The sequence below is a fragment of the Aeromonas sp. QDB34 genome (assembly GCF_027705405.1).
In the GTDB taxonomy this organism is placed as follows: Bacteria; Pseudomonadota; Gammaproteobacteria; order Enterobacterales; family Aeromonadaceae; genus Aeromonas; species Aeromonas hydrophila.
Genome location: NZ_JAPDBT010000007.1, coordinates 168,206 through 193,208, shown reverse-complemented (window position 1 = coordinate 193,208; position 25,003 = coordinate 168,206). Strand labels below are relative to the sequence as shown.

At 61.4% G+C, this 25,003-nt stretch carries 24 protein-coding genes and 1 tRNA gene; 21 read left to right on the top strand and 4 right to left on the bottom strand.

Annotated elements, in window-relative coordinates; all coding sequences use genetic code 11:
- Positions 1-39: 39 nt before the first annotated feature.
- From OKC29_RS12210 to OKC29_RS12130, 17 genes are all read left to right on the top strand, one after another.
- Positions 40-954: a LysR family transcriptional regulator gene (locus OKC29_RS12210; protein WP_073349444.1), complete on the top strand. Its 915-nt coding sequence runs from the start codon at positions 40-42 to the stop codon at positions 952-954.
- 414 nt (positions 955-1,368) lie between these two features.
- Positions 1,369-1,941 (top strand): TetR/AcrR family transcriptional regulator, encoded by a 573-nt coding sequence (locus tag OKC29_RS12205; protein WP_016350031.1) that lies wholly within the window; start codon positions 1,369-1,371, stop codon positions 1,939-1,941.
- Between the two features lie 21 nt (positions 1,942-1,962).
- Entirely contained in the window at positions 1,963-2,772 is an 810-nt protein-coding gene (locus tag OKC29_RS12200; protein WP_073349440.1) for a winged helix-turn-helix domain-containing protein, read from the top strand.
- A complete protein-coding gene (locus tag OKC29_RS12195; RefSeq protein WP_060388850.1) occupies positions 2,772-3,287 on the top strand; it encodes a FidL-like protein in 516 nt (171 codons plus the stop codon). The genes OKC29_RS12200 and OKC29_RS12195 overlap by 1 nt, the downstream gene beginning before the upstream one ends.
- Before the next feature lie 725 nt (positions 3,288-4,012).
- Positions 4,013-4,291 carry a BMC domain-containing protein gene (locus OKC29_RS12190; protein ID WP_010634659.1) on the top strand — a complete coding sequence of 93 codons (279 nt, stop codon included), beginning with the start codon at positions 4,013-4,015 and terminating at the stop codon, positions 4,289-4,291.
- Positions 4,292-4,307: 16 nt separating this feature from the next.
- The gene (locus OKC29_RS12185; protein WP_011705244.1) at positions 4,308-4,592 is read left to right on the top strand and encodes a BMC domain-containing protein; all 285 of its coding nucleotides are present in this window, start codon (positions 4,308-4,310) and stop codon (positions 4,590-4,592) included.
- An 11-nt stretch (positions 4,593-4,603) separates the two neighbouring features.
- A complete protein-coding gene (locus tag OKC29_RS12180) occupies positions 4,604-4,885 on the top strand; it encodes a BMC domain-containing protein (RefSeq protein WP_017408466.1) in 282 nt (93 codons plus the stop codon).
- A gap of 53 nt (positions 4,886-4,938) precedes the next feature.
- Positions 4,939-6,525 (top strand): acetaldehyde dehydrogenase (acetylating), encoded by a 1,587-nt coding sequence (locus OKC29_RS12175; RefSeq protein ID WP_123785008.1) that lies wholly within the window; start codon positions 4,939-4,941, stop codon positions 6,523-6,525.
- A gap of 26 nt (positions 6,526-6,551) precedes the next feature.
- On the top strand, positions 6,552-6,809 hold the full coding sequence (locus OKC29_RS12170; protein ID WP_010634663.1) for a EutN/CcmL family microcompartment protein: 258 nt from the start codon (positions 6,552-6,554) through the stop codon (positions 6,807-6,809).
- Positions 6,810-6,824: 15 nt separating this feature from the next.
- Positions 6,825-7,979 carry a 1-propanol dehydrogenase PduQ gene (locus OKC29_RS12165; protein ID WP_073349437.1) on the top strand — a complete coding sequence of 385 codons (1,155 nt, stop codon included), beginning with the start codon at positions 6,825-6,827 and terminating at the stop codon, positions 7,977-7,979.
- A 25-nt stretch (positions 7,980-8,004) separates the two neighbouring features.
- On the top strand, positions 8,005-11,391 hold the full coding sequence (cutC, locus tag OKC29_RS12160) for a choline trimethylamine-lyase (RefSeq protein WP_182859646.1): 3,387 nt from the start codon (positions 8,005-8,007) through the stop codon (positions 11,389-11,391).
- A 113-nt stretch (positions 11,392-11,504) separates the two neighbouring features.
- The gene (gene cutD / locus OKC29_RS12155) at positions 11,505-12,452 is read left to right on the top strand and encodes a choline TMA-lyase-activating enzyme (protein ID WP_025202015.1); all 948 of its coding nucleotides are present in this window, start codon (positions 11,505-11,507) and stop codon (positions 12,450-12,452) included.
- A gap of 12 nt (positions 12,453-12,464) precedes the next feature.
- The gene (locus tag OKC29_RS12150; protein WP_073349431.1) at positions 12,465-12,917 is read left to right on the top strand and encodes a BMC domain-containing protein; all 453 of its coding nucleotides are present in this window, start codon (positions 12,465-12,467) and stop codon (positions 12,915-12,917) included.
- On the top strand, positions 12,914-13,534 hold the full coding sequence (locus OKC29_RS12145; RefSeq protein ID WP_073349429.1) for a phosphate propanoyltransferase: 621 nt from the start codon (positions 12,914-12,916) through the stop codon (positions 13,532-13,534). The genes OKC29_RS12150 and OKC29_RS12145 overlap by 4 nt, the downstream gene beginning before the upstream one ends.
- Before the next feature lie 11 nt (positions 13,535-13,545).
- Positions 13,546-14,238, top strand: a complete 693-nt coding sequence (locus OKC29_RS12140; protein WP_073349427.1) for a hypothetical protein — start codon at positions 13,546-13,548, stop codon at positions 14,236-14,238.
- Between the two features lie 19 nt (positions 14,239-14,257).
- Positions 14,258-14,671: a DMT family transporter gene (locus OKC29_RS12135; protein ID WP_016350021.1), complete on the top strand. Its 414-nt coding sequence runs from the start codon at positions 14,258-14,260 to the stop codon at positions 14,669-14,671.
- A 17-nt stretch (positions 14,672-14,688) separates the two neighbouring features.
- Entirely contained in the window at positions 14,689-15,018 is a 330-nt protein-coding gene (locus tag OKC29_RS12130; RefSeq protein ID WP_010634671.1) for a DMT family transporter, read from the top strand.
- Between the two features lie 186 nt (positions 15,019-15,204).
- Here OKC29_RS12130 and OKC29_RS12125 read toward each other — a convergent pair whose 3' ends face one another.
- Together OKC29_RS12125 and OKC29_RS12120 are read right to left on the bottom strand one after the other, a co-directional pair.
- A complete protein-coding gene (locus OKC29_RS12125) occupies positions 15,205-16,263 on the bottom strand; it encodes an ATP-binding protein (protein ID WP_073349425.1) in 1,059 nt (352 codons plus the stop codon).
- The gene (locus OKC29_RS12120; RefSeq protein ID WP_073349423.1) at positions 16,260-16,988 is read right to left on the bottom strand and encodes a response regulator; all 729 of its coding nucleotides are present in this window, start codon (positions 16,986-16,988) and stop codon (positions 16,260-16,262) included. The genes OKC29_RS12125 and OKC29_RS12120 overlap by 4 nt, the downstream gene beginning before the upstream one ends.
- Before the next feature lie 155 nt (positions 16,989-17,143).
- Between OKC29_RS12120 and OKC29_RS12115 the strand changes: the two genes are divergently transcribed.
- Together OKC29_RS12115 and OKC29_RS12110 are read left to right on the top strand one after the other, a co-directional pair.
- A complete protein-coding gene (locus OKC29_RS12115) occupies positions 17,144-18,301 on the top strand; it encodes an efflux RND transporter periplasmic adaptor subunit (RefSeq protein ID WP_162275638.1) in 1,158 nt (385 codons plus the stop codon).
- A 15-nt stretch (positions 18,302-18,316) separates the two neighbouring features.
- The gene (locus tag OKC29_RS12110; RefSeq protein ID WP_073349419.1) at positions 18,317-21,445 is read left to right on the top strand and encodes a multidrug efflux RND transporter permease subunit; all 3,129 of its coding nucleotides are present in this window, start codon (positions 18,317-18,319) and stop codon (positions 21,443-21,445) included.
- A 137-nt stretch (positions 21,446-21,582) separates the two neighbouring features.
- On the opposite strand, the gene OKC29_RS12105 is transcribed toward OKC29_RS12110, so the two are convergent.
- A tRNA-Ser gene (locus tag OKC29_RS12105) sits at positions 21,583-21,672 on the bottom strand.
- A 421-nt stretch (positions 21,673-22,093) separates the two neighbouring features.
- On the opposite strand from OKC29_RS12105, the gene OKC29_RS12100 reads away from it, so the two are divergent.
- Entirely contained in the window at positions 22,094-23,011 is a 918-nt protein-coding gene (locus OKC29_RS12100) for a L,D-transpeptidase family protein (RefSeq protein WP_073349417.1), read from the top strand.
- 27 nt (positions 23,012-23,038) lie between these two features.
- Positions 23,039-24,037: a DUF481 domain-containing protein gene (locus OKC29_RS12095; RefSeq protein WP_073349415.1), complete on the top strand. Its 999-nt coding sequence runs from the start codon at positions 23,039-23,041 to the stop codon at positions 24,035-24,037.
- Between the two features lie 148 nt (positions 24,038-24,185).
- Here OKC29_RS12095 and OKC29_RS12090 read toward each other — a convergent pair whose 3' ends face one another.
- Positions 24,186-24,905 carry a MaoC family dehydratase gene (locus OKC29_RS12090; RefSeq protein WP_073349412.1) on the bottom strand — a complete coding sequence of 240 codons (720 nt, stop codon included), beginning with the start codon at positions 24,903-24,905 and terminating at the stop codon, positions 24,186-24,188.
- Positions 24,906-25,003: the final 98 nt, after the last annotated feature.

The window sequence follows — 25,003 nt, the reverse complement described above, 5'->3', positions numbered from 1 at the left end:
TTCAATTGATTAATTTTTAGATTCATCCTCGTCTCCCGCATGATCATGAACATCAAGCAGCTGCACTATTTCCACGAACTGGCCAAACACCAGCATTTTGCCAGGGCGGCCAAGGCCTGCCACATCACCCAGCCGACCCTCTCAGCCAGCATCACGGCACTGGAGAAGAACCTCGGCACCGATCTGGTGGTGCGTACCAGCCAGTTCGTCGCCCTCACCGAAGCAGGCGAGCTGGTGCGCCAGTATGCCGAGCGGATGCTGCTGGAGCAGGAAGCGCTCAAGCAGGAGCTGGCACTGTTTCATGGCGAGCTCTCCGGCACCCTGCGCATCGGCATCGTGCCCCAGTCCAATGTCGACATCATGCCACTCATCGCCCGCTGCAAGCAGCGCTACCCCGACATCGTCATTCGTCTCTCGGTGCTCAGCAACGAAGCCCTGCTGTCACAGCTGGAGCTGCACCAGTGCGACATCGGGCTGGGGTTTGACGAGCCGCTCACCGGCGCCGCCAGACAGGCCTTCCACCTCTATCCCCAGGGCCACAACCAGATGGCGGTACTGATGAACCGCGACGAGGCGGATCAGCGCCTCCCCGGCGACGAGCTGACCCTGACCACACTGCAGCAGCGGCCGCTGGTACTGCCCAGCCGCACCATGCAGTTTCGCAAGTATCTGGACCGCGCCGCCGAGCGGGCCGGCATCCGGCTTGACGTGGTGCTGGAAACCGACTCCCTGTTTCACCTGGTGAGCGCCGTGCGCCACCGGCTGGGCTGGGCCATCGTCAGTGCCGGCCTCGCCCGCTCCGCCAGCAAGCTCTCGGATCTGGTCTGCCTGCCGCTGACGCCGCAACGCGACATCGGCCATACCGCCTTCATCACCCGCCAGCACAGCATCACCCCCGCCATGCGCGCCTTCCTCGAGCTGGTGCAAGAGGCTGACGCCCCCCTTGAAAAATAAGGTGACGCCAACAGGCACACTTATTTTTATATTTCTGCCATAACCAAAGGTGGCAGAAATATATACCTTCCCGCTAAAAAGCAACCGTTAATTGGTTAACAAGAAGAGATAAATCCTCAGGAAAATGTTTGCTGCAATGAGGTATGCAAATGACAACTTAATCCCTATCCCGACTCCTTAAAATAGTTATTTCTCATTGAAAATGACTTTAACCAGGAGATAAGCAAGTCGTGACTAATTGACAAATTAAGTTCTCAAACAAATCCAATTTAAATATTTAAAGCGACTCTTCCATCTTTATTTAAAGGCTATTTGTGAAGCACCACACAATAACGACTTTTCCTCCCGTTCCCCATTTCCTCATATTGATGGCGATCAAGAATGATCATACCGTCTGGTCGGTATGATTGGGCCATGAACATCGAAACCCAACATAGAAAAAAAGACCCTGTACGTCTTTATCGACAACTGCTGGAGTCGGCAGCCACCATTGCCGGCCGGGACGGTATCGCCGCCCTGTCGTTGAACGCCGTTGCCTTTGAGGCCGGGGTGAGCAAGGGGGGCTTGCTGCACCACTTCCCCAACAAGCAGGCGCTGATCTTTGCCCTGTTTGCGCGTCTGCTGGCCATCATGGAAGAGGCCATCTCAGCGCTGATGGCGGCAGACAAGACTGCCTACGGTCGCTTTACCCGTGCTTACCTGCACTATCTTTCTGCTCCTGAATTGACGGACACTCAGGAGAGCCGCCAGCTGATGGTGCTCTCGCTGGCCATGCCGGATGAACCGGTGCTGCGACAATGCTGGCGTGACTGGATGCTGGCGCATCTGGCGCAAGGGGATGAGCTGGATAATGGCCATATCGGCACCTTGGTACGTTATGCCGCAGACGGCATCTGGCTATCGGAATTGACCGAAGGGCGCACCATGAGCACCGAGCACCGTCAGGCGCTGGTCAAGACCCTGCATAATATGACACTCCCCACGTGAAGCGGATGGATTGAGGCCGAGATGCGCTACCACATCAATGCCCGCTTCATTTATGACGCGACCGATGGTTCCCTGACTCAGCGGGAAAGCGTTGAGCCGGACAGCCAATTATCCATCACCGCCAATGCGCTGTTTTATTTTTTCTTGCGAAATACCGGGATAGTCAGCCGGGAGGAAGTGCTTAAAAAAGTCTGGGACGATAACGGATTAACCTCATCGAACAGCAACCTCAACCAATACCTGAGCATATTGCGCAAGGCTTTTCGTCACTACGATATCGACAATATCATCATCACGGTGTCGCGCGGTTATTTGCAGCTCAATCCCGAGGTCATCATCGAGCCTATTGAAAATGCGCCTGCACCGTCCATTGAAATAGTGCCTCCGCCATCCACGGTTGCCACCGCCGAGCCGGCATTCGACTCTGCCGAGTGGCCACTTCCCCTCACCCCCCGTTCACGCGGCATCTGCTGGTACATCGCGGGGGGCTGCATGCTCGCGTTTGCCCTCATGCTGGTGGCATTCGGTCTGTTGAATGGCCGTGAGCCCCGCCCCGTCACCCTGACCGGGATCCCCAACAGCCAGTGCGAATTGCTGGCCAGCGACGAGATGCTGCGCTCGGTCAGCGCCACGACCTATGGTGAGCATTTCGAGCAGGTGCGCCAGCGTTTGAACATCAGCTGCAAACCGGGTGAGCGTTTTCTGTTTTTCTACGGAGACAGACTGGAAACCAACGGCCTGGGCCGGGTATTTCTTGCCCACTGCGCCATGCACGAAGACAACCCGTTCAGCTACTGCGACAACTATTTCTACTACTCCTGGAAGCCGTGATGAGACTTGCGCCGCGTCCCTTCTTTCTCTTCTCCTGCACCCTGTTCCTCGCCGCGGCACTCTATGCCTGTTACCAGCTGCCGACCCAAAATGATGGCGTCATGAGCTGCGCCACCAAAGGCATCATGCGCTTTGAGGACATGCACAAAGAGAACGTCAACGGCAACATCCACTTCAATTTCGGCCGCCAGGGGAAAGGCTCCATGGTGGTTGAAGGCTATACCGATTCGGCCGCAGGCTGGCTCTACCTCCAGCGCTACGTCACGTTTACCTACAGCAGCAACCGGGTCTCCGCCACCGAGCGTCAGTACCGCATCAACAAATGGGAAGCGAGCGCCTCCTCCATCGATCAGTCGCCGGACGTCATCTTCGACTACTTCATGCGCGAGATGTCCGACAGTCACGATGGGCTGTTTCTGAGTGCCCAGCGACTCAATCAGCAGGCCATACTGCTGAGCTCCATCAACTCGCCGCTCTGGATCTGCACCCTCAAATCCGGCAGCGAACTGAACTAGTCCCGGCAATACGGCAGCGATCCCGACCCAAGCGCCGATGACGCGCACATATCGCCCAGCCCCCACAACCTGACCCGCGCAAGCCCCTGATAACTCTGCCCTCATGCGGCCTGCCCGCCCTTTTGCCGTGAAGGCAATGCCGTGGTGGCTGCCTGCCCCCCCCTTCCCCCGACTGCACATCCGTACTGACAAGACGCCCCTTGCGCATCACTAGGCAGGACCGGTTCCCGCTACTTTTCCAGCCCGTCCCATCCACTCTCGCGCCGGCATCCACATGACGCGCGCCTCGCTCTCAATGCCACCTCCCCCCGCCTGACTCGCCGTCACCGCCTTTATCTCTTCTTCCCGTCACACCCGGCTCGGTTTTTACATTTAGCCTCGCCGGCAAAACATGAGCTCCGCCACAGTTAGCAGCCGGCCAAATTACCTCTCGGCCCCCATTGCCCAACAACTCATTAACATCGACCAACGATCTTTTCCCGGGCCTGAATTCGGCCTTATGCAAGGCGAAAACAGCCTCGTGGTCGCAGCATAAATAGATAAATACGGCTTATAAAAATCACAAATACAGAATAACAAACTAAATATCTCAGTTTTACAGATTCAAATTCCACAAATGCCGCCAATACCTATAGTGGCGATTGAACGCCGCAACCGTGGCTCAACACCGTGACACGGACGGGGTTCCTTAACCACACCACACAATCTGTTCTGAGGAGATCACCATGGGTGATGCATTGGGGCTTATCGAAACCAAGGGGCTGGTGGCCTGCATTGAAGCCGCGGATGCCATGTGCAAATCCGCCAACGTGGAGCTGATCAGCTATGAAAACATCGGCTCCGGCCTGGTCACCGTCATGGTGAAGGGGGATGTCGGCGCGGTGAAAGCGGCGGTGGATTCCGGCGTGGAGTCGGCACAGCGCATCGGTGAAGTGGTGACCTCGCTGGTCATCGCCCGTCCGCACAACGACATCAACAAAATCGTCATTAAACACAAGGCTTGAGGCCGGGAGATCGCAAATGGGTGATGCATTGGGTTTGATTGAAACCAAGGGCCTGGTGGCCTGCATTGAAGCGGCGGATGCCATGTGCAAAGCCGCCAACGTCGAGCTGATCGGCTATGAGAACGTCGGCTCTGGCCTGGTCACCGCCATGGTGAAAGGCGACGTAGGGGCCGTGAAAGCCGCGGTGGACTCCGGCGTGGAATCCGCACAGCGCATCGGTGAAGTGGTGACCTCGCTGGTCATCGCCCGCCCGCACAACGACATCAGCAAGATTGTCGCCCACTACAAAATTGCCGAATAACGGGAGAGAACATGATGAAAGAAGCGCTTGGTCTGATTGAGACCAAAGGCCTGGTGGCCTGCATCGAAGCGGCAGATGCCATGTGCAAGGCCGCCAACGTCGAGCTGATCGGCTATGAGAACGTCGGCTCTGGCCTGGTCACCGCCATGGTGAAAGGCGACGTCGGCGCGGTCAATGCGGCGGTGGATTCCGGCGTGGAAGCGGCGAAACGCATTGGCGAAGTGGTCACCTCTCGCGTCATCGCACGCCCGCACAACGACATCGAAAAAATCGCGGCGCAGCACAAGGCATGACCTGAGAGGGCACGCCCCGCCCGCACTTTTTTAGTCTGATGAAGGATAGATTCATGATTGAACTCGATACCGATTTGCTCTCCCGCCAGAACGCGAGAGAACTGGTGCGCAACGCCAAACAGGCGCAGGTGATTATGGCCACCTTTTCGCAGCAGAAAATCGACGCCATCGTGAAGAACGTGGCCGAAGAAGCCGCGCGCCATGCCGAAACGCTGGCGAAAATGGCCGCAGAAGAGACCGGTTTTGGCAACTGGCAAGACAAGGTGCTGAAAAACCGGTTCGCTTCGCTGCACGTTTACGATGCCATCAAAGAGATGAAGACCGTCGGGATCATTCATGACGATCAGGTGAAAAAAGTGATGGACGTGGGCGTGCCGCTGGGCGTGATCTGCGCGCTGGTACCCTCCACCAACCCGACCTCCACCATCTTCTACAAAACCCTGATCGCCCTCAAGGCGGGCAATGCCATCATCTTCTCGCCGCACCCGGGCGCACGCCAGTGCAGTTGGAAAGCCATCGAAATCGTCAAGCGCGCCGCCGAAGCCGCCGGTGCTCCGGCGGGCATCGTGGACGGCGTCACCCAGCTGACCCTGGAGGCCACCTCCGAGCTGATGCACAGCAAGGACGTGTCGCTGATCCTGGCAACCGGTGGCGAAGGCATGGTGCGCGCGGCCTATGCCTCCGGCACCCCGACCATCAGCGGCGGCCCGGGCAACGGCCCGGCCTTTATCGAGCGCAGCGCCGACATTCACCAGGCGGTGAAGGACATCATCACCAGCAAGACCTTCGACAACGGCGTGATCTGCGCCTCCGAACAGTCGATCATCGTCGAACGCTGCATCTACGACGAGGTTCATCGCGAGCTGGCGGCCCAGGGCGCCTACTTCATGAACGAAGACGAAGCAGCCAAGATGGCCGCCCTGCTGCTGCGCCCGAACGGCACCATCAACCCGAAAGTGGTGGGCAAGACGGCGCTCCATCTCAGCCAGCTGGCCGGTTTCAGCGTCCCCCCCAGCACCCGCGTGCTGGTGGCCGAGCAGACCACCGTCTCCCACAGCAACCCCTACTCCCGTGAAAAACTCTGCCCGGTGCTCGGCCTCTACGTGGAAGAGGAGTGGCGCGCCGCCTGTCATCGGGTGGTCGAGCTGCTGACCAACGAAGGGCTGGGCCACACCCTGGTGATCCATACCCGCAACCAGGACGTGATCCGCCAGTTCAGCCTGGAAAAACCGGTCAACCGGATCCTGATCAACACCCCGGCCGCCCTCGGCGGCATCGGTGCCACCACCAACCTCACGCCGGCACTCACCCTCGGCTGCGGCGCCGTCGGCGGCGGTTCCAGCTCCGACAACGTCGGCCCGATGAACCTGCTCAACATCCGCAAGGTGGGTTACGGCGTGCGCACCATTGAAGAGCTGCGCGCCCCCATCCAGCCGGTTGCAGTGCAGCCCGCCAGCGCCGCCCCGGCCGCGCCCCAGCCCTGCAGCATCCTCGACGATGCCCGCTTCAGTGCCTCGGCACCGGCCAGCCACAGCGCCGACGACCGTTTTGCCGGCGCCAGCGCCGAGGCTGGCGGTGAGATCAGCGAGCAGAACGTGGAGCGGGTCATCCGTCAGGTGCTTGAGCGCCTTGGCAAGTAACCCATTGAGATAAGGCGATAAAAACCATGATTCTCGCAAAGGTAACCGGACATGTCGTCGCTACGCAGAAGTGCGATGAGCTGCGCGGCAGCAACCTGCTGCTCATCACCCAGCTGGACGATCAGCAGCAACCGATGAAGGACCGCTCCTGGGTCGCTGTCGACAGCGTCGGCGCAGGCATGCACGACGTCGTACTGGCCGAGGAGTACCTCGCGCTCAACAGAGACCGCTACAAGGCCATGTCGGTGGTCGCCATTGTCGAGAAGGTGTTTCGGGACGCTTGAGGAGTGAATGACCCAATGAGTGAATTTTTGCTGAAACCCCGGATCCGCTTCGGTCAGGACGCCCTGTCCGCCCTGGCCGAAGTGCCCGCCCGCCAGGCGCTGCTGGTCACCGATCAGATGATGGTGAAAGTTGGCCTGGCCGACCGGGTGACGCAGATCCTGCGCCAGCGCGGCATCCCGCTCCAGAGCTGGGACGATGTAGTGGCCGATCCGGACATCACCACGGTCGTGCGCGGCATGAAGCTCATGGACAGCTGCTATCCGGATCTGGTGATCGCGCTCGGTGGCGGTTCGGTGATTGATGCAGCCAAAGCGGTCATGTTCGCCCTGGCGCAAACCCGCCCGAACCTGGGGCGCGAGCGCCCCTGCTTCGTGGCCATCCCGACCACCAGCGGCACCGGCTCGGAAGTGACCAGCTTCTCGGTGGTCAAGGCCCGCAGCGAGAAGCTGGTACTGGTCGACCCGTCATTGCTGCCGGATATCGCCATTCTCGATCCGTCGCTAGTGGCATCGGTACCGCCCGCCATCACCGCCGACACCGGGATGGACGTGCTGTGCCACGCGCTGGAGGCCTATGTCTCCCGGGCGGCCAGCGACTTTTCCGACGCATTGGCGGAGAAGGTGGTGCAGCAGGTCTTTCGCTACCTGCCCGCCTGCTGGCGCGACGGCCACGATCTGCTGGCGCGGGAGAAGATGCACAACGCCTCCTGCATGGCGGGCATGGCCTTCACCAACGCCTCGCTCGGCATCACCCACAGCCTGGCCCATGCCCTCGGCGGCGTGTTCCGCGTCCCGCACGGGCGTGCCAACGCACTCCTGATGGCGCAGGTCGTGGCATGGAACGCCGACCACGACGGGCAGTGCGATACCCAGGCCGCCCACAAGTATGCCCGCCTGGCCCACCTGCTGGACCTGCCCGCCCAGACGCCGCGCGAGGGAGTCAACAGCCTGCTGGTGGCCATCCAGGCGCTCAAAGAGGAGATGAAGATGCCGGCCGGCATTGGCGATACCGGCCTCCTCGCAGCCGATTTCGACCAGCGGCTGGCGGAGATGGTAAGCCAGGCGCTGCGCGACAACTGTACCCCGACCAACCCGCGCGCACCGGATGCCCGGGCATTGACCGAACTCTATCGCAAGGCATGGTGCGGCACTCTCGCCGCCGGCCACTAAGAACAAGAACTGGAGAACCTACCTCATGGCACACTACAGCTTAACGCCGCGCGTCAACGTGCTGGCTGAACGTTTACTGGCGCACACCAGCACCCTGTGCAGCGAACACGCCACGATTCTGAGCGGGCTGGATGGCGACATCGCGGGCATTCCCGCCGCCGTCAAACCGGCACGCCGCTTTTACGAGCTGATGCGCCAGCTGCCGCTGACCATCAGTGCCGACGAGCTGATTGTCGGCAACCAGACCCGCACCCCGCACGGCGCCATTTTCCACGACGAAAGTGCCGGGCAGCGCCCGTCCACCTTCCAGTTCCTGAATCTGAACAGCGCCATCGATTCCCCCGACTACAAGCTGGTGGTGGAGAAGGGCGTGCTGGCCATCAGGCAGCAGCTGGAAGATAAAACCCGCGCGCTGGGCAGCGCCGTCAGCCGCAGCGGCATGGACGAGGTCAACGGCTGCCGCGCCGCCATCCATGCCTGCGACGCCCTGATGGCACTGGCGCAAAACCTGGCCAACAGCGCCGAAACCCTGGCCGCCGCCGAAACCAACCCGTTCCGCCAAGCCGAGCTGCGCGACAGCGCCGCCATTTTGCATCATGTACCGGCCCACCCGGCACGCAACTTCAAAGAGGCCTGCCAGTCGTTCTACCTGTTCCAGCTGGCGCTCCAACTCGACAACGGCAGCTATGCGGTCAACCCGGAAGGGGCCGACAAGGCGCTGCTGCCCTACTTCCAGCGCGACATCGCCAACGGCGCGCTGACCGAGCAGCAGGCGTACGAGATCGTCGAGTGCCTGTGGTTCAAGCTGGCAGAGCTGAGCGAAGTGCGCGCCACCTGCGCCATCGACGGCTACCCCATGTTTGATGCCCTGCTGCACGGCGCCAGCCTGGAGCAAGCGAGCATCAACCCGCTCTCCGAGATGTTCCTCTGCGCCCAGCAAAACCTGAGCGCCCTCAAGCTGCCGGTTCGCCTCTTTCGCGGAGTGCAGCACGTCTCTGTCGCCCCGTTCGCCGCCTGTGCCGATACGCCGGTGATGGAGGGGCTGACACCGCGCCTGCAGCGCCTGCGCAACCACTATCTGACCGTGCGCCCCAGCGTCTCCATCTACCGGGCACTGGCCTTTACCGAGGTCGTCAAGGCCAACCCTGGCATGCCGACCATCTTGCTGCGGGCCAAGGCGTTTCGTCACGCCTGTGAAACCGCCCCCATCCTTATCCAGAACGACGAGCTGATCGTCGGCCACCCGTGCGGCAAACCGCGCGCCGGCGCCTTCTCGCCGGACATTGCCTGGCGCTGGGTACGCGACGAGCTCGATACCATGAGCACCCGTCCGCAAGATCCCTTTGAAATCAGCGAGGCGGACAAGAAAACCATCCGCGAAGAGATAGTGCCGTTCTGGGAAGGTCGCTCGCTGGACGAGATTTGCGAAGCGCAGTACCGGGAAGCCGGCGTCTGGGCCTTCAGCGGCGAGACCTTCGTCAGCGACCTCTCCTACCACCAGATCAACGGGGGTGGCGACACCTGCCCGGGCTACGACGTGCTGCTGTTCACCAAGGGGATGAACGGCATCAAGGCCGACGCCCAGGCCCATCTCGACCAGCTGAGCATGGAGAACCCGGACGACATCGATCGCATCTACTACTACAAGGCAGCGATCGAAACCTGTGAAGGGGTGGTCAACTACGCCCGCCGCATCGCGGCCCATGCCCGTGAACTGGCCGTGAAAGAGCAGGATGCCCAGCGCCGCGCCGAGCTGCTGACCATCGCCGAGGTGAACGAGAACGTGCCGGCCAACCCGCCCAAGACCCTGCAAGAAGCGCTGCAGAGCATCTGGACGGTGGAGTCGCTGTTCGAGATCGAAGAGAACCAGACCGGTCTGTCACTCGGTCGGGTCGACCAGTACTGCTACCCCATGTTCGAAGCGGATATCCGCGAGGGTCGTCTGACCCACGAAAGCGCGCTCGAGCTGATGCAGGCCTTCATCATCAAGTGTGCCGAGCTGATGTGGATGTCGAGCGAGCTGGGGGCGAAATACTTCGCCGGCTATCAGCCCTTCATCAACCTGACCGTGGGCGGCCAGAAGCGCAGCGGCGGCGATGCCTGCAACGATCTGACCTACCTCATCATGGATGCCGTGCGGTTCGTGAAGGTCTACCAGCCGTCGCTGGCCTGCCGCATTCACAACCAGTCACCGCAGAAATACATGGAGAAGATCGTCGACGTCGTGAAGGCGGGGATGGGCTTCCCGGCCTGCCACTTCGACGACTCCCACATCAAGATGATGCTGCGCAAGGGCTTCGACTTTGAAGACGCCCGCGACTACTGCCTGATGGGCTGCGTCGAGCCGCAAAAATCGGGGCGCATCTATCAGTGGACCTCCACCGGTTACACCCAGTGGCCCATCGCCATCGAGTTCGTGCTCAACCGGGGACGGATGGTGCTGTTCGACAGCCATCAGGGTTTGGATACCGGCGACCTGCGCGAGCTGCGCACCTTCGAACAGTTCGATGCGGCGGTCAAACAGCAGATTGCCCACATCGTTCGCCTGTCGGCCATCGGCACCGTGATCAGCCAGCGCGTGCACCGCGACGTGGCGCCGAAACCGCTGATGTCACTGCTGGTGGAAGGCTGCATGGAGAAGGGCAAGGACGTTGCCGCCGGTGGCGCCGTGGTCAACCACGGTCCAGGCCTCATCTTCTCGGGGCTGGCGACCTATGTCGACTCCATGGCGGCAATCCGCAAGCTGGTGTTCGAGGAGCAGAGATACACACTCGAACAAATTCGCGATGCCCTGCTGGCCAACTTCGAAGGGTTCGAAGCGCTGCGCCGCGACTGCCTCAATGCGCCCAAGTACGGCAACGACGACAACTACGTCGACCAGTACGCGCTGGATATCACCGAGTGGACCGAGCGAGAGTGCCGCAAGTACAAGATGCTCTACTCCACCCTGAGCCACGGCACCCTCTCCATCTCCAACAACACCCCCATCGGCGAGCTGACCAACGCCACGCCGAACGGGCGCCTGGCCTGGATGCCGCTCTCCGACGGCATCAGCCCGACCCAGGGGGCGGACAAGCAGGGGCCGACGGCCATCATCAAGTCCGTCAGCAAGATGAACGTGGAGACCATGAACATCGGCATGGTGCATAACTTCAAGTTCCTCAAGGGGCTGCTGGATACCCAGGAGGGACGCCATGGCCTCATCACCCTGCTGCGTACCGCCTCCATCCTCGGCAATGGCCAGATGCAGTTCAGCTATGTCGACAACGAAGTGCTGAAAAAGGCGCAGCAGGAGCCGGAGAAGTACCGCGACCTCATCGTGCGCGTCGCCGGCTACAGCGCCTATTTCGTCGAGCTGTGCAAAGAGGTGCAGGACGAGATCATCAGCCGCACCGTGATTGAGAAGTTCTGATCGATGCGTTGATAACCCGTCTTTCTTAATCGCAAAAATAACCGGAAGTACTCCGTCATGGCAGGTCGCAAATAATGCGACTGCGACCTGCCACATCCGGAGAGGAGGCAAGCGTGATCGCAAATAATGAATTAACCGGCCGCATATTCAATATCCAGAAATATTCGATATATGACGGCGATGGCATTCGCACGCTGGTTTTTTTCAAGGGCTGCAACCTTCGCTGTCCCTGGTGCGCCAACCCTGAAGGGCTCAGCAGCCAATTTCAGGTGATGTTTTCGCACGACAAATGCATCAACTGCGGTGACTGCGTGAATGTCTGTCCGGCCGGAGTCCATTACCGGGCCGAAGAGAACGGCAGCATGAAACACTTCGTCGATCGCAATAAGGATTGCATCGGTTGCCGCAAATGCGAAGAGGTCTGCACCCAGCATGCGCTGGACATCATGGGCAAGGATGTCACCGTCAGCGAGCTGATGGAGATCATCATGCAGGACTATGACTTTTACATCTCCTCCGGCGGTGGCGTCACCATCGGCGGCGGCGAGATGAGCCTGCAGACCGACTTTGCCGTCGCGCTGTTTAGCGAATGCAAGAAGATGATGATCAATACCGCCATCGAGACCCAGGGCACCACCTCGCTGGCCAATTACCAGCAGCTGGCGCCCGTCACCGATACCTTTTTGTTCGATATCAAGCAAATCAACAGTGAACAGCATAAGGCGATGCTGGGTATCGGCAATGAAGGTATTCGCCGCAATCTGGAATGGCTGGTTGATTACGGCGCCAAGGTGATTGTGCGCATGCCGCTCATCCGTGGATATAACGATTCATGGGATGCCATTACCGGCGCCATCGAATATGTACAGAAATTGGCAAAGCGGGGAAATATCCTGCGGATTGACATGCTGCCGTACCACCAGCTGGGCCGCAAGAAATATGAGCGGCTGGATATGCCCTACCCCATTGCGCAAGACCCCTCTTATACACCGGACGAATTGGATCGGCTGGAGAGCTTCTTTGCACAATTTGATTTCGATATTCGCTTGGTCCGCCATTAACAGGAGTCGACGATGAAAAGTTTGGGCGTAATTGAAACGCGAGGATTGGTCGCCGCCATTCAGGCGGTGGACGCCGCCTGCAAAGCGGCAGGCGTCAGCTGCATCGGCTATCGCAAGGTGGGTTCCGGGCTGGTGAGTGTCTGCTTCGAAGGGGAGATCAGCGCCATCCACACCGCCATCGAGCGTGGCGTCGCGGTGGCCGCCACCATCGACCAGCAGGTCCATTATCTGGTGATTGCCCGTCCGGAGCCAAGCGCGGTAGCGGCGCTCGGCAACCTCAAGGGCTACCCGCCGCGTGCACCGGCCAGCACCAGAACCGAGCTGACAGCCGCAACGAGCGACACCTCGGCCCTGCCACCGCCAACCGGTGTCGAGGCCGAGCCGGCCACTCCACCAGCTACCCAGCCTGCCGCCGATCAGGCGGAAGACCGACAGGCCGCGGCAAGAAAAGGGAAGAAAGCATGATCGATCCCCAGCTGCATCAAAAGATCGCCGCCCGTCTGAGCCTGGTCAGCCCGGCGATCCCGGTCGGCATCTCGAATCGCCACGTTCACCTGGCACAACAGGATGTGGAGGCCCTGTTTGGCAAGGGTTACATCCTGACGCCGCTCAAACCGCTGCGCCAGCCGGGCCAGTTTGCCGCCGAAGAGTGCGTCACCGTGGTCGGCCCCAAGGGCTCGCTGACCCGGGTACGGGTACTCGGCCCGACCCGGCCGGTTTCACAGCTGGAGATCTCCCGCGCCGACTGCTTCACCCTCGGCATCAAGGCGCCGGTCCGTGAGTCAGGCCAGCTGGAAAATACCGGCAGCGCCCTGCTCATCGGCCCCGCCGGCCACGTGGAGTTGCGCTCCCAGGTGATCTGCGCCTGGCGCCATATCCACCTCTCGCCACAAGATGCCCGCCAGCTGAACGTGACCCACGGCCAGAAGGTGAGCGTGCGCAGCGACGGTGAGCGCCAGTTGACCTTCGATGAGGTGGTGGTGCGGGTGCGCGACGATTTCGCCCTGGAATTTCACATCGATACCGAAGAGGCCAACGCCGCCGGCTTGAAAAACGGCGCGCAGGTCAGGCTGCTCGGCTAACGGAGATCCCCATGACCGACGAACAGATTGAACGCCTGGTCGAACAGATGCTCAGGCGCCTGCAGCCGCCACTGCTGGTGATGGTGACCGCGGCCCAGGGCTATCGGCAGGCCATTCGAAACCGTCTGGCCGGCTGTGGGCAGCCCCTGCAGCTTGCGCTGGCAGCAGAGATCGAGGATGGCGCGCTGTGGCAACCGCTGGGGGAGACAGTGCCGGCCAGCGTTTGGCAACAGGCCCTGCCGCCCGCCCCCTATCGCGCGCTGGTGCTGCCCTTTCTCGACTATCCGCTGGCGATGGACCTGCTGAGCGGCTCGCTGCACAGCCCCGTCGCCCGGCGGCTGCACGACGCCCTGCTGAGCGGCTTGCCGGTGCTGGCGCTGCGCTATCACTGCGATCCCGCCAGCGAACTGAACCAGTTGCTGGGGGCGCAAGCGAGCGCGCCATACGCCGGGCACATGCAGGCGGCGCTCAGCCGTCTGGGCGAGATCGGTGTGGTGCTGTGCACCATGAATGAGCTGCTGGAGAGGCTGGCTCCGGCGAACAACGCGGCCCCGGTGCCGGCGGGCACGGCGCGCCGTTATCTCACGGTCAGCGATGTAGAGAAGGATCCCGCGCTGGCACAGACGGCCGAGGCCCAGCTGACCGATGCCGCCATCGATTTTTTGAAAAGCAGAAGAAAAGAAAAACAACCTTACCTTAAATAACAAACCCGGAGTTTAACTTATGTCTTCAAAAACAAAATGTTGGCTATGGATGCTGCTGGTGATCGTGTCCGAAACCTCGGCCACCTCCACCCTCAAGATGTTTGGCAGCAGTGAAGGAACCACCAAGATGCTGCTGCTCGGTCTGCTCGTGCTGCTCTATTGCACCTGCTACTACTCCCTCTCCCGCGCGGTAAAAGACATTCCCGTTGGGCTTGCCTACGCCACCTGGTCCGGCACCGGCATTCTGGTGGTCTCCACGCTGGGGATGGCGTTTTACGGCCAACACCCGGACACCGCCGCCATGATCGGCATGGCCGTCATCGCCAGCGGCATCGTCATCATGAACCTGTTCTCCAAGATGGGCAGCGAAGAGGGCAGCGATGCCTCCGCCGAGCCGCTCACTCCCCCCATGAACAACAACATCGCCAACTGACACAAAAGGAATGACCCATGTTTAATTTCGGATTTTTATGGCTGGCGCTCTCTATCGGCTCTGAAATCACCGGCACCTCGATGATCAAGAAGACCAACGGTTTCAGCAGATTGGGGCCATCCATACTGGTCGTCTGCGCCTACAGCCTGTGCTACTTCGCCCTCACCCGTGCCATGAGCACCATTCCGGTCGGGGTAGCCTATTCGCTCTGGTGTGGCTTCGGCATCGTCGGGGTCACCATCTGCTCGATGCTCCTCTACAAGCAAAAACCGGATCTGCCCGCCATCCTGGCGATGGCGCTGATCATCTCGGGCGGGGTGATCATGAATGTCTTCTCCAGCATGTAACGCCGTGACGTGCCCTGCCGGGTAACAAGCCGGCAAGCGTGCAAATATGAGGCCCAAGCTGCTTGGCAGCTTGGGCCTCATATTTGATCCCCTTGTCGTTCCCGTGACATACATGCCCCCATCGCATGCCTCAACCCCATCACCATGAGATGGGGAAATAGCCTCTCTTGCCGGCAGGCTGTTGGCCTAGATTGGCCAGGAGAGCGTGAATGTCGTTCCGCCACGTTCGGTTGGTTGGCAAACCGCACTGCCGCCATGGGCCTCGGCAATGGCCTTGACCACGGCCAGCCCGAGCCCGCTGCCGCCACTCTTGCGTGAGCGTGACGGATCCCCCCGGCGAAACGCCTCGAAGATATAGGCGGCAACCTCCTCGCTGATACCAGGCCCCTCATCCTCCACGCTCAGGATGCACTGGACGCCCGAACGATGCAGGCGCACAGTCAGCATGCCGGGCACCGCGTGCTTCTGGGCATTTTCCAGCAGCGCCATCAGGGCCTGACGGATGCGAAGTGCATCACAACCGACACAGAGTTCGGCATCGAGCTCCCGCTTGAGGGTGAAACCGCTCGCGGCCAGAGGGGTGGCAAACGCCTCGAGCACCACGGCAAGCTCGTCAGCCAGCCTGATCTCCTCTCGTTGCAGCTCCAGGTGGCCGCTGTCGTTGAGACTGAGCACCCGCAAGTCTTCGATCAGGTGGGTCAATCCCTCCACTTGGCGCAGCAGCCCTTCAAAGAGCGCACGCTCTGGCGGAAATACCCCTTCGGCCAGCCCCTGCAAGCGGCCGCGCAATATGGTCACCGGGGTACGCAACTCGTGGGCTATGGCTGCATTCCAGAACTCCCGCTCGCGGGTCATGCTCTGCAGTCGCTCGGCCATGGTGTTGAAATCGCGCACCAGTTGCGCCGTCTCCCCGATCGCCTGTTCATCCAGCGGCACCCGGGCGTCGAGCCTACCCTGTGCCACCTCTCGCAGGCTGTTCGCCACCGAGTTGAGGGGAGTCAGGATGCGACGAGAGAGGCGCACCGCCACGTACAGCGCCATCCCCAATGCAATGAGAATGGTTGAGCCTATCCAGATCATCTCGACCCTGGAGGGCATCCAGCTCTCGGAGATGCTGCCAGGCACATAGGTCACGGCAATGGCGTAGAACACATAGGTGCCGATCACCGCGAGGGAGATGATGCCGAGCGCCATCAAGCCCAGGGAGTGGATAATCTGCCTGCGCAGGCCGGGTGCCGATTTCACGCATCGCTCCCGAAGCGATAGCCGACGCCCCAGACACTGGCGGGCACCCCCTGGATGCCCTGTGCCTCCAGCTTCTTGCGCAGCTTGCTGATGTGGCTGTCCACCGTGCGCTCCTGGGTATCCCCCTCGGGCAGGCAGTGGGTCAGCAGTTCAGCGCGGCTGAACACCCTTTTTGGGGCCCGCATCAGGGAGGCAAGCAACTTGAACTCGGTCAGGGTCAGATCCAGCATCTGTTGCCCCTCATCGCGACAAATGCTGGCCTCGTGGCTCTCCAGATCGATCTGGAAGGGGCCGACCCGCAGCACCCTGGCCGTAGCCTGTTTTGCTGCCTGGCTGCGTCTGAGCACCGCCTGTACCCGAGCCACCACTTCGGCCGGGTTGAAGGGCTTGACCACATAGTCATCCGCCCCCATGCGCAGCCCCATCAGCTTGTCGAGGTCTTGATCCAGGGCGGTCAGCATGATCACCGGCGTGTCGCCACGGGCGCGGATCTCGCTGAGTACCTGCCAGCCATCGAGCCGTGGCATCTGCACATCCAGCAACAGGAGATCGGGTTTGCATGTCTGGTGCATGGCCAGGGCTTCGCGGCCATCGGCGGCATGCAAAGTGCGCAATCCGTGGCGTTGCAGGTAAGCGGCGAGGATGTCGGCGATCTCGGCTTCATCCTCTGCAATCAGTACCAGTGACTGGGCCGCCGGGTTGGCGGAAGCAGGAAGATACGACATGGTCTGACTCGAAAATGGTGGGCTTGAACTTTATCACCGCCTCCATGGATTCTCCACAAAGCCTCGAATCATTCGCAATAGCCCCTCTCCATAATGCCCGCTCTATGTTCTCTCACGGCAACACCATGCCCGGGAGACGGTTTAACGAGGTGAGTATGATGTTTGTCAAACAGCGGTATGCGGGCGCCCTGCTCGCCGTCATTGCCGTATTCGGATTGGCAGGTTGCGATGGGGCGCCGCAAGCACAGGACGTGCCGGCCCTTCCTCAGGTGTCGGTGATGACGCTGGCAGGTCAGGACTTGGTCATCAGCGAGGATCTGCCCGCCCGGGTGACCGCGCTACGCAGCGCCGAAATTCGGGCCCAGATCAGCGGCATCGTGCAGCGCCGTCTGTTCGAGCAGGGCGCCGAAATCAGCACAGGCACCGTGCTCTTCCAGATAAACCCGGCCCCCTTCAAGGCGGATGTCGACAGCGCCGCCGCGGCATTGCAGCGGGCCCAGGCCGTACTGGCCCGCGCCCGTATCCAGATTGACCGTCTGGTACCGCTGCTGCGCACCGAGGCCATCAGCCGCCAGACCTATGACGATGCCGTCTCCCAGCGGGATCAGGCGGCCGCCGACGTGGCCCAGGCCAAGGCAACCCTGGCCCGGCACCAGCTGAACCTGCAATTTGCCAGCGTGGAGGCTCCCATCACCGGGCGCATCGATCAGGCGCTGGTGAGTGAAGGGGCCCTGGTGTCCCCTACCGATGCCACCCCCATGGCCAGGATCCAGCAGATCGATCAGGTCTACGTCGATGTGCGTCAACCGGCCTCTGTGCTGGACACCCTGCGCCAGCAGGCTGGTTCGACGGCACCGGAACTGGCGGTGGCGATCCTCGGCAGCGACGGCAAGCCGCTGGGGATGCAGGGACACATCCTCTTCTCCGGCATCGAGGTGGATGCAGGTACCGGCGATGTGCTGCTGCGGGTGCTGGTGGACAACCCCGAAAGGCGCCTGTTGCCCGGTCTCTACGTGCAGGCGCGCATTCCCCGGGCTCACTATGCCAACGCCCTGAGCGTGCCTCAGCAGGCGGTGGTGCGTACATCGGGCCAGACCAGCGTGTGGGTGCTGGATGACCAGGGGCAGGCACAGCAGATACCGGTCAAAACCGGTGAGCTGGTGGCGCGCCATTACCGCATCGCATCCGGACTCAGCGCCGGACAACAGGTGGTGATCGAGGGGATCGACCGCCTGACCCCGGGGGCGCAAGTCATTGCCCATCCCTGGCCATCCCCCGCAGTCAGCCAGCAGGCTGATGCCGGCACCCGCTGAATCGGAGAGTTTTCTATGCCGCAGTTTTTCATTCATCGCCCGGTGTTTGCCTGGGTGATCGCCCTCTTCATCGTGCTGGCAGGCGTCATCGCCATCCCCAAGCTACCCATCTCCCGCTACCCCTCGGTGGCGCCGGTATCGGTGACCCTCTATGCCACCTATTCCGGTGCCACACCGCAGACCCTGAACGATGCGGTGGTGAGCCTGATCGAGCGCGAGCTGTCGGGGGTGAAGAACCTGCTCTACTTCGAGTCATCGGTAGACGCCTCCGGCAGCGCGCAGATCACCGCCACCTTCAAACCGGGCACCGATCCGGAGCTGGCCCAGATGGACGTGCAAAACCGCATCAAGGCGGTCGAACCCCGTTTACCGCAAGCAGTGCGGCAAAATGGCCTGCAGGTGGAATCCGCCTCTTCCGGTTTTCTGATGATGGTCGGCATGACCTCACCGGATGGCCGCTTCGATGAGGTCGCCCTCAACGACTACATGGCGCGCAATATCGTGCAGGAGCTACGCCGCATCGATGGGGTGGGGCGGGTGCAGCTGTTCGGCGCCGAGCAGGCCATGCGCATCTGGGTGGATCCGGGCAAGCTCGCCGCCTACGGGCTGACCATCAGCGAGGTGGCGCAGGCCATCGAGCAGCAGAACGTGCAGATTGCACCGGGGCGCCTCGGCGACGAACCCGCCCTGCCTGACCAGCGCCTGACGGTCCCCCTCACGGTAGAGGGGCAGCTGACGACTCCCGAGGCGTTCGCCGCCATCGTGCTGCGGGCCGGTACTGATGGCGCCAAGCTGGTGCTGGGTGATGTGGCCCGGGTCGAGCTGGGAGCACAATCCTACGCCTTTGCCAACCGCGAGAACGGCGTAGCCGCCACCAGCGCCGCCATCCAGCTCTCCCCCGGCGCCAACGCCGTGCGCACCGCCGATGCGGTACGCACGCGCCTTGCCCAGCTCGCACCGACCCTGCCGGCGGGCATGGCTTACTCCATCCCGTTCGACTCGGCCCCCTTCGTCAAGGTCTCCATCGAAAAGGTGATCCACACCCTGCTGGAAGCCATGGTGCTGGTGTTTCTGGTGATGTTCCTGTTCCTGCAGAACCTGCGCTACACCCTGATCCCGGCCATCGTCGCCCCCATCGCCCTGCTCGGCACCTTCGCGGTGATGCTGCTGGCCGGCTTTTCCATCAACTCCCTGACCATGTTCGGCATGGTGCTGGCCATCGGCATCATAGTCGACGACGCCATCGTGGTGGTGGAGAACGTCGAACGCCTGATGGCCAGCCGAGGATTGTCACCCAGGGAGGCAACGTCGCAGGCCATGAAGGAGATCAGCGGGGCGGTGATCGGCATCACCCTGGTGCTCACGGCGGTGTTCATCCCCATAGCGTTCGGCGGCGGCTCGGTGGGGGTCATCTACCAGCAGTTCACCCTGTCGATGGCGGTGTCGATCCTCTTCTCCGCCTTCCTCGCCCTGACCCTGACGCCAGCGCTCTGTGCCACCCTGCTGCGGCCGATCAGCCCGGATCACTATGAAAAGCGCGGTTTCTTCGGCGCCTTCAACCGGGGCATCGAGCGGATCACGGCGGGCTACGGCGCACGGGTGACTTCGCTAGTCGGGCGCAGCGGACGCGTGATGGCCACCTTCGCCGCCCTCTGCGCCGTGCTGGCCATCGCGGCCACCCAGCTGCCCTCCTCTTTTCTACCGGACGAGGATCAGGGCTACTTCATGACCTCCATCCAGCTGCCGACCGGTGCCACCAGCGAGCGCACCCTGGCCGTCATCAAGGAGTTCGAAGCCCATGTGGCCTCTCGCGAGGCGCTCGACACCAACCTGGTGGTGCAAGGCTTCAGCTTCTCCGGCGCCGGCCCCAATGCGGCCATGGCCTTCACCATGCTCAAAGACTGGGATCAGCGTCATGGTGCCACGGCCGCCGAAGAGGCAGAGCAGGCACAAGCGGCCATGGCCAACAGCCATGAAGGCACGGTAATGAGCCTGATGCCGCCTGCCATCGACGAGCTGGGCACCGCTTCCGGCTTCACCCTCTTTCTGCAGGACAGGGCCAATCGGGGAGAAGCCGCACTGCTGGCCGCCCAGGTACAACTGCTGGCGCTGGCCGCCAACAGCAAGGTGGTGAGCGATGTCTACCCGGACAGTCTGCCCCCCGGCCAGAGCGTTCACCTCGAGATCAACCGGCAGAAGGCCGAGGCCATGGGGCTCTCGTTCACCAGCGTGAGCAGTACCCTGTCGGCGGCGATGGGGTCCCTCTATGTCAACGATTTCCCCAACGGCGGACACATGCAGCAGGTCATCCTGCAGGCCGATGCGTCGTCGCGCATGCAGCTCGATGATGTGCTCGGCCTGCGGGTACGCAATGCCAGCGGCGGCATGGTGCCGCTGCGGGAGGTGGTGGTGCCGGTCTGGCGGGAATCACCGCAACAGATGATGCGTTTTGATGGTTTCCCCGCCGTGCGTATTGCCGGGGGGGCGGCGCCAGGCATCTCCAGCGGCGCCGCGATGGCGGAGATGGAGCAGCTGGTGGCGCAACTGCCGCCAGGCTTCGCCGTGGCCTGGACGGGACAGTCGCTGCAGGAACGCCAGTCGGCGGCGCAAGCCCCCCTGCTGATGCTGCTGTCGGCGCTGGTAGTGTTCCTGGTGTTGGCCGCGCTCTACGAGAGCTGGTCCATTCCGCTCTCCGTGATGCTGGTGGTGCCGCTGGGCCTGCTCGGCGCCGTGGCGGCGGTGATGCTGCGCGGCATGCCCAACGACGTCTTCTTCAAGGTGGGCATGATCACCATCATCGGGCTGTCGGCCAAGAACGCCATCCTCATCGTGGAGTTTGCCCGCCAGTTGCACGGCGAAGGGCGCTCGCTGCTTGACGCTGCGGTGACCGCCGCACGCCTGCGTCTGCGCCCCATCCTGATGACGTCGCTCGCCTTCACCCTAGGCGTGGTGCCGCTGATGCTTGCCAGTGGTGCCAGCGCGGAGACCCAGCATGCCATCGGCACCGGCGTGTTCGGCGGCATGATCAGCGGCACCCTGCTGGCCATCTTCTTCGTGCCGGTCTTTTTTGTCTTCATCATCGGGGCGCAGGAGCGCCTGCAGCGCTGGCAGGCAGGCCGTGCAGAGCAACGGGGGAGCCAATAAGGTGAAAGCAATGTTTCGAACAGCTCAACACTGGCTAGATAAGCCGGGGGGATCCACTGGCATGGAATACGGGGTGGCATACTCGTAGACGCAAAAACGAAAAAGCCCAAGCTGGCTAGCAGCTTGGGCCTTGAAGATGGCGGAGAGACAGGGATTCGAACCCTGGGTGGCATTGCTGCCACAATTGATTTCGAGTCAATCCCGTTCGGCCACTCCGGCATCTCTCCACGGGGCATCATTGTTACCGGAGCCGCCTTTGGAAATCAACTTGAATCTCTTTAAAGATCAAACGACTGCACATAAAACCAGCAGATGAGCGCGCACCCGGTGGCGAGATGCTCCCCGCTGTCGTGCCTGCTGTCGATGCAGTACCGACGCCGAGACACACCCCCTGTATGGGTGCCGCCGGCGCTACTCACCACTCATCCCCTCTCCCACCGCCCTCCAAGCATGCTGTTCATTGCAGGTTATGCTGCCTTGCATTAAAAACGGGCAAGAAACGGTCAACATGATGGATTGCCACGTCGGGACCCGGCTGTAACCCTGGCCTACCAAGCTGGCAATCGTCACCCGTTTGACTGACAATTTCCCCCTTTTACCCAAGGGGGTCGCCTCGCGGCCCCCTCATCTCAATCAGACAGGAAGTACATGTTCATAGCACGAACCCTCTCATTGCTGGCGCTGACCGCCAGCCTGCTGACGGCTCCGGTCCTCGCCACCATCTATCCGCTGCCCCCGGCAGGCAGCCGCCTGATCGGCGAACTGGAGGACTACATAGTCCAGCCAGATGAACATCTTGAGCTCATCGGCAAGCACACCCAGATTGGTTTTCTGGCGCTGCTCGAAGCCAATCCAGGGGTCGATCCCTATTTGCCCAAGCCGGGCACCCGGCTGACCCTGCCAACCCAGATGCTGCTGCCGGACGTGCCTCGCGAGGGCATCGTCATCAATCTGCCGGAGCTGCGCCTCTACTACTTCCCGAAAGGCAAAAACGAAGTGATGGTGCTGCCCATCGGGATCGGTGACATAGGGCGGGAGACGCCGGAGATGACCACCACGGTGATCGCCAAGAATCCTAATCCGACCTGGGTGCCCGGCCCCATGGTGCGCAAGTCCTGGCTCGAGCAAAAGGGGATCACCCTGCCGGCGGTGGTGCCGCCCGGTCCCGACAATCCCCTCGGCAAGTTCGCCATGCGCCTCGGTTATGGCAAGCAGGACTACCTCATCCACGGCACCAACAAGGATTTTGGCGTCGGTCTGCGGGTCAGCGCAGGCTGCATTCGGTTGCGCCCCGACGACATCGAGGCCCTGTTCAAGATTGTCCCCATCGGCACTCAGGTGCGGGTGATCAACCAGCCGGTCAAAACCGCCATCGAGCCTGATGGCCGCCACTGGCTGGAGGTGCACTCACCGCTCTCCCGTACCGAACTGGAACTGGAACAGGGCGCCCCGCTGATCCTCTCCCCTGAGGTGGAAGCCTTCATCGCCAAACCGGAAGTCGATGGTGACAAGGCCGCCAGCGTGCTAAACAGCAAGAACGGTATCCCCCGTCCCGTCAGCGGCTGATGGCCAACCATGTTCACGAGGATCTTCATGAGCTACCGCATTTTTTATCTGCTGGCCCTGCTGCTGAGCCCGGCGGTATCGGCCGACATCCTCTGGATGGACAACGGTGACCGGCTGACCGGCACCATAGAGGAGATAGGTGACCAGCAAGTGCGCATCGCGCTCCCTTACAGCGCCCCCATCACAGTCAAGCGCGAAGCGGTCAAGCGCTGGCGCATCGAGAAGCAGGACAAACCCAAACCGACCGTCAAGACCGGCATTACCCTGCTGGCCCTGACGCCAGATGACCAGAAAGCCTGGCTGTGGAGCGGTAGCAGCGATCTGAACGTCAAGCTCAAGCACAGCGACAAGCAGACCAACAACGTCAACCTGAAAGCCTCCACCGAGGTGGCCAACCTCGACTGGCGCTATACGCTGGATGGGGAGTACATCTACGAGACCGCCAACAACGTCACCAACAGCCATGAGTACCGGCTCAAGCCCATGCTGGACTTCTTCTTCGATCAGCGCTGGTTTCTACGCTCCGCCGTCGACTTTGAATATCATATGCTGAGCCCCGAATACATGGATGTAGGTTATGTGGCCGGACCTGGTTACCGGTTCTGGAACGACAAGCGGCGACGGCTGGAGCTGATCAGCCAGGCCGGGCTGGAGCGTTCCTACTTCCGGCCGGATGACATCAACACCATCTTTATCATCGATCTGTTCAACGACAGGATCATCAACTATCCCCTGATGGGCCTTGGCTGGGACTACCGGCAACCCATCGCGCTCTGGTCGGAGCAACTGGAGCTGTTCAGCAAGGGCACCTACAAGCGCTATCTGGACCAGCCATCCCCCTACATCACCCGGGAGCAGGCCGTGCAGGGCAGCCTGGGGATGCGCTACTACTTCAACGATCATCTGCGCCTCTCCTGGTCGAGCGAGCTCGATTGGGAAGACTCCAGGTTGGACTATCAAGGTGTGCAAACACCCTTATCAGGCAAAGAGTGGCGTCATCTGATAAGCCTGGGGGCCAGCTTCTAGCCCTCGGGGCAAGCCATGGATGCGCGAGCGGCGCCTATATAGAAGCGACATCGGCAAGTGCAACAAACGCCATAAACAAAACAGGCTCACCGAGGTGAGCCTGTTTTTTTCAATACGATGCGTGCCAGCAGGTGACACCGTCACCCCGTCAGAAGTAGATCCGGGTGACCGATTCAATGACGCAGCCTGGGCGACGAATGCCTTCGATCTCGACCTTGATCTCCTTGAGCAGCTCCAGCCCGCCCTTGATCGGGGTAACCCGAGCCAGCTTGGTGCGGGCGCGGATGTTGCTGTCCACCTTGATGGGATACGGGAAACGCACCTGATCCAGGCCGAAGTTCACCACCATGCGGGCGGTCGGAAACTCGGGAGCGGCCTCGTTGATGCTGCCCGTCAACCGCGGCAACAACGCCAGGGTCAGGAAGCCATGGGCAATGGTGGTCTTGAACGGTGACTCGGCCGCTGCGCGCTCCGGATCGGTGTGGATCCACTGGTTGTCGCCGGTCACGGCGGCAAACTCGTTGATCATCTGCTGGCTGACCAGCAACCACTCACCGACATGGGTCTCTTCGCCGATGCGCTCCTGCAAGGTGGCAAACAGAGCGGCTGCCTCGCCGCTGAGTTCGACGGCAGGGGTATCCAGCGGCACGGGCTGGCCGTTGACGGCTTGCGCCGCGCCCTGCTGTTGCTGCGTCGACTGGCTGTCGTTCTGCAAATCCAGCACCCGGCCCAGCAGAGGGTGGAGGTGTGCCTTTTGCTGAAACTCACGCCAGTAGTCGCGGATCGCCGGAGAGAGCCAATCCTTGAGCTCAAAGGGGTGCTGCGCCAGTATTTCGCGCTTGCGCTTCAGAAAATCGACAACTTTCATGTACCGATCCCTATTCGATTCAAAGCCTGTAAAGAGGTCTAACCAGTCCTATTTTATGAAAGTTTCAACTGCAAGTGCAAAAAAATCTCAGCGTACAA

Excerpts from the sequence above, each read along its gene's own strand:
- OKC29_RS12210 (WP_073349444.1), top strand. The coding sequence starts at position 40 with ATGATCATGAACATCAAGCAGCTGCACTATTTCCACGAACTGGCCAAA.
- OKC29_RS12205 (WP_016350031.1), top strand. The coding sequence starts at position 1,369 with ATGAACATCGAAACCCAACATAGAAAAAAAGACCCTGTACGTCTTTAT.
- OKC29_RS12200 (WP_073349440.1), top strand. The coding sequence starts at position 1,963 with ATGCGCTACCACATCAATGCCCGCTTCATTTATGACGCGACCGATGGT.
- OKC29_RS12195 (WP_060388850.1), top strand. The coding sequence starts at position 2,772 with ATGAGACTTGCGCCGCGTCCCTTCTTTCTCTTCTCCTGCACCCTGTTC.
- OKC29_RS12190 (WP_010634659.1), top strand. The coding sequence starts at position 4,013 with ATGGGTGATGCATTGGGGCTTATCGAAACCAAGGGGCTGGTGGCCTGC.
- OKC29_RS12185 (WP_011705244.1), top strand. The coding sequence starts at position 4,308 with ATGGGTGATGCATTGGGTTTGATTGAAACCAAGGGCCTGGTGGCCTGC.
- OKC29_RS12180 (WP_017408466.1), top strand. The coding sequence starts at position 4,604 with ATGATGAAAGAAGCGCTTGGTCTGATTGAGACCAAAGGCCTGGTGGCC.
- OKC29_RS12175 (WP_123785008.1), top strand. The coding sequence starts at position 4,939 with ATGATTGAACTCGATACCGATTTGCTCTCCCGCCAGAACGCGAGAGAA.
- OKC29_RS12170 (WP_010634663.1), top strand. The coding sequence starts at position 6,552 with ATGATTCTCGCAAAGGTAACCGGACATGTCGTCGCTACGCAGAAGTGC.
- OKC29_RS12165 (WP_073349437.1), top strand. The coding sequence starts at position 6,825 with ATGAGTGAATTTTTGCTGAAACCCCGGATCCGCTTCGGTCAGGACGCC.
- cutC (WP_182859646.1), top strand. The coding sequence starts at position 8,005 with ATGGCACACTACAGCTTAACGCCGCGCGTCAACGTGCTGGCTGAACGT.
- OKC29_RS12150 (WP_073349431.1), top strand. The coding sequence starts at position 12,465 with ATGAAAAGTTTGGGCGTAATTGAAACGCGAGGATTGGTCGCCGCCATT.
- OKC29_RS12145 (WP_073349429.1), top strand. The coding sequence starts at position 12,914 with ATGATCGATCCCCAGCTGCATCAAAAGATCGCCGCCCGTCTGAGCCTG.
- OKC29_RS12140 (WP_073349427.1), top strand. The coding sequence starts at position 13,546 with ATGACCGACGAACAGATTGAACGCCTGGTCGAACAGATGCTCAGGCGC.
- OKC29_RS12135 (WP_016350021.1), top strand. The coding sequence starts at position 14,258 with ATGTCTTCAAAAACAAAATGTTGGCTATGGATGCTGCTGGTGATCGTG.
- OKC29_RS12130 (WP_010634671.1), top strand. The coding sequence starts at position 14,689 with ATGTTTAATTTCGGATTTTTATGGCTGGCGCTCTCTATCGGCTCTGAA.
- OKC29_RS12120 (WP_073349423.1), bottom strand. The coding sequence starts at position 16,988 with ATGTCGTATCTTCCTGCTTCCGCCAACCCGGCGGCCCAGTCACTGGTA.
- OKC29_RS12115 (WP_162275638.1), top strand. The coding sequence starts at position 17,144 with ATGATGTTTGTCAAACAGCGGTATGCGGGCGCCCTGCTCGCCGTCATT.
- OKC29_RS12110 (WP_073349419.1), top strand. The coding sequence starts at position 18,317 with ATGCCGCAGTTTTTCATTCATCGCCCGGTGTTTGCCTGGGTGATCGCC.
- OKC29_RS12100 (WP_073349417.1), top strand. The coding sequence starts at position 22,094 with ATGTTCATAGCACGAACCCTCTCATTGCTGGCGCTGACCGCCAGCCTG.
- OKC29_RS12095 (WP_073349415.1), top strand. The coding sequence starts at position 23,039 with ATGAGCTACCGCATTTTTTATCTGCTGGCCCTGCTGCTGAGCCCGGCG.
- OKC29_RS12090 (WP_073349412.1), bottom strand. The coding sequence starts at position 24,905 with ATGAAAGTTGTCGATTTTCTGAAGCGCAAGCGCGAAATACTGGCGCAG.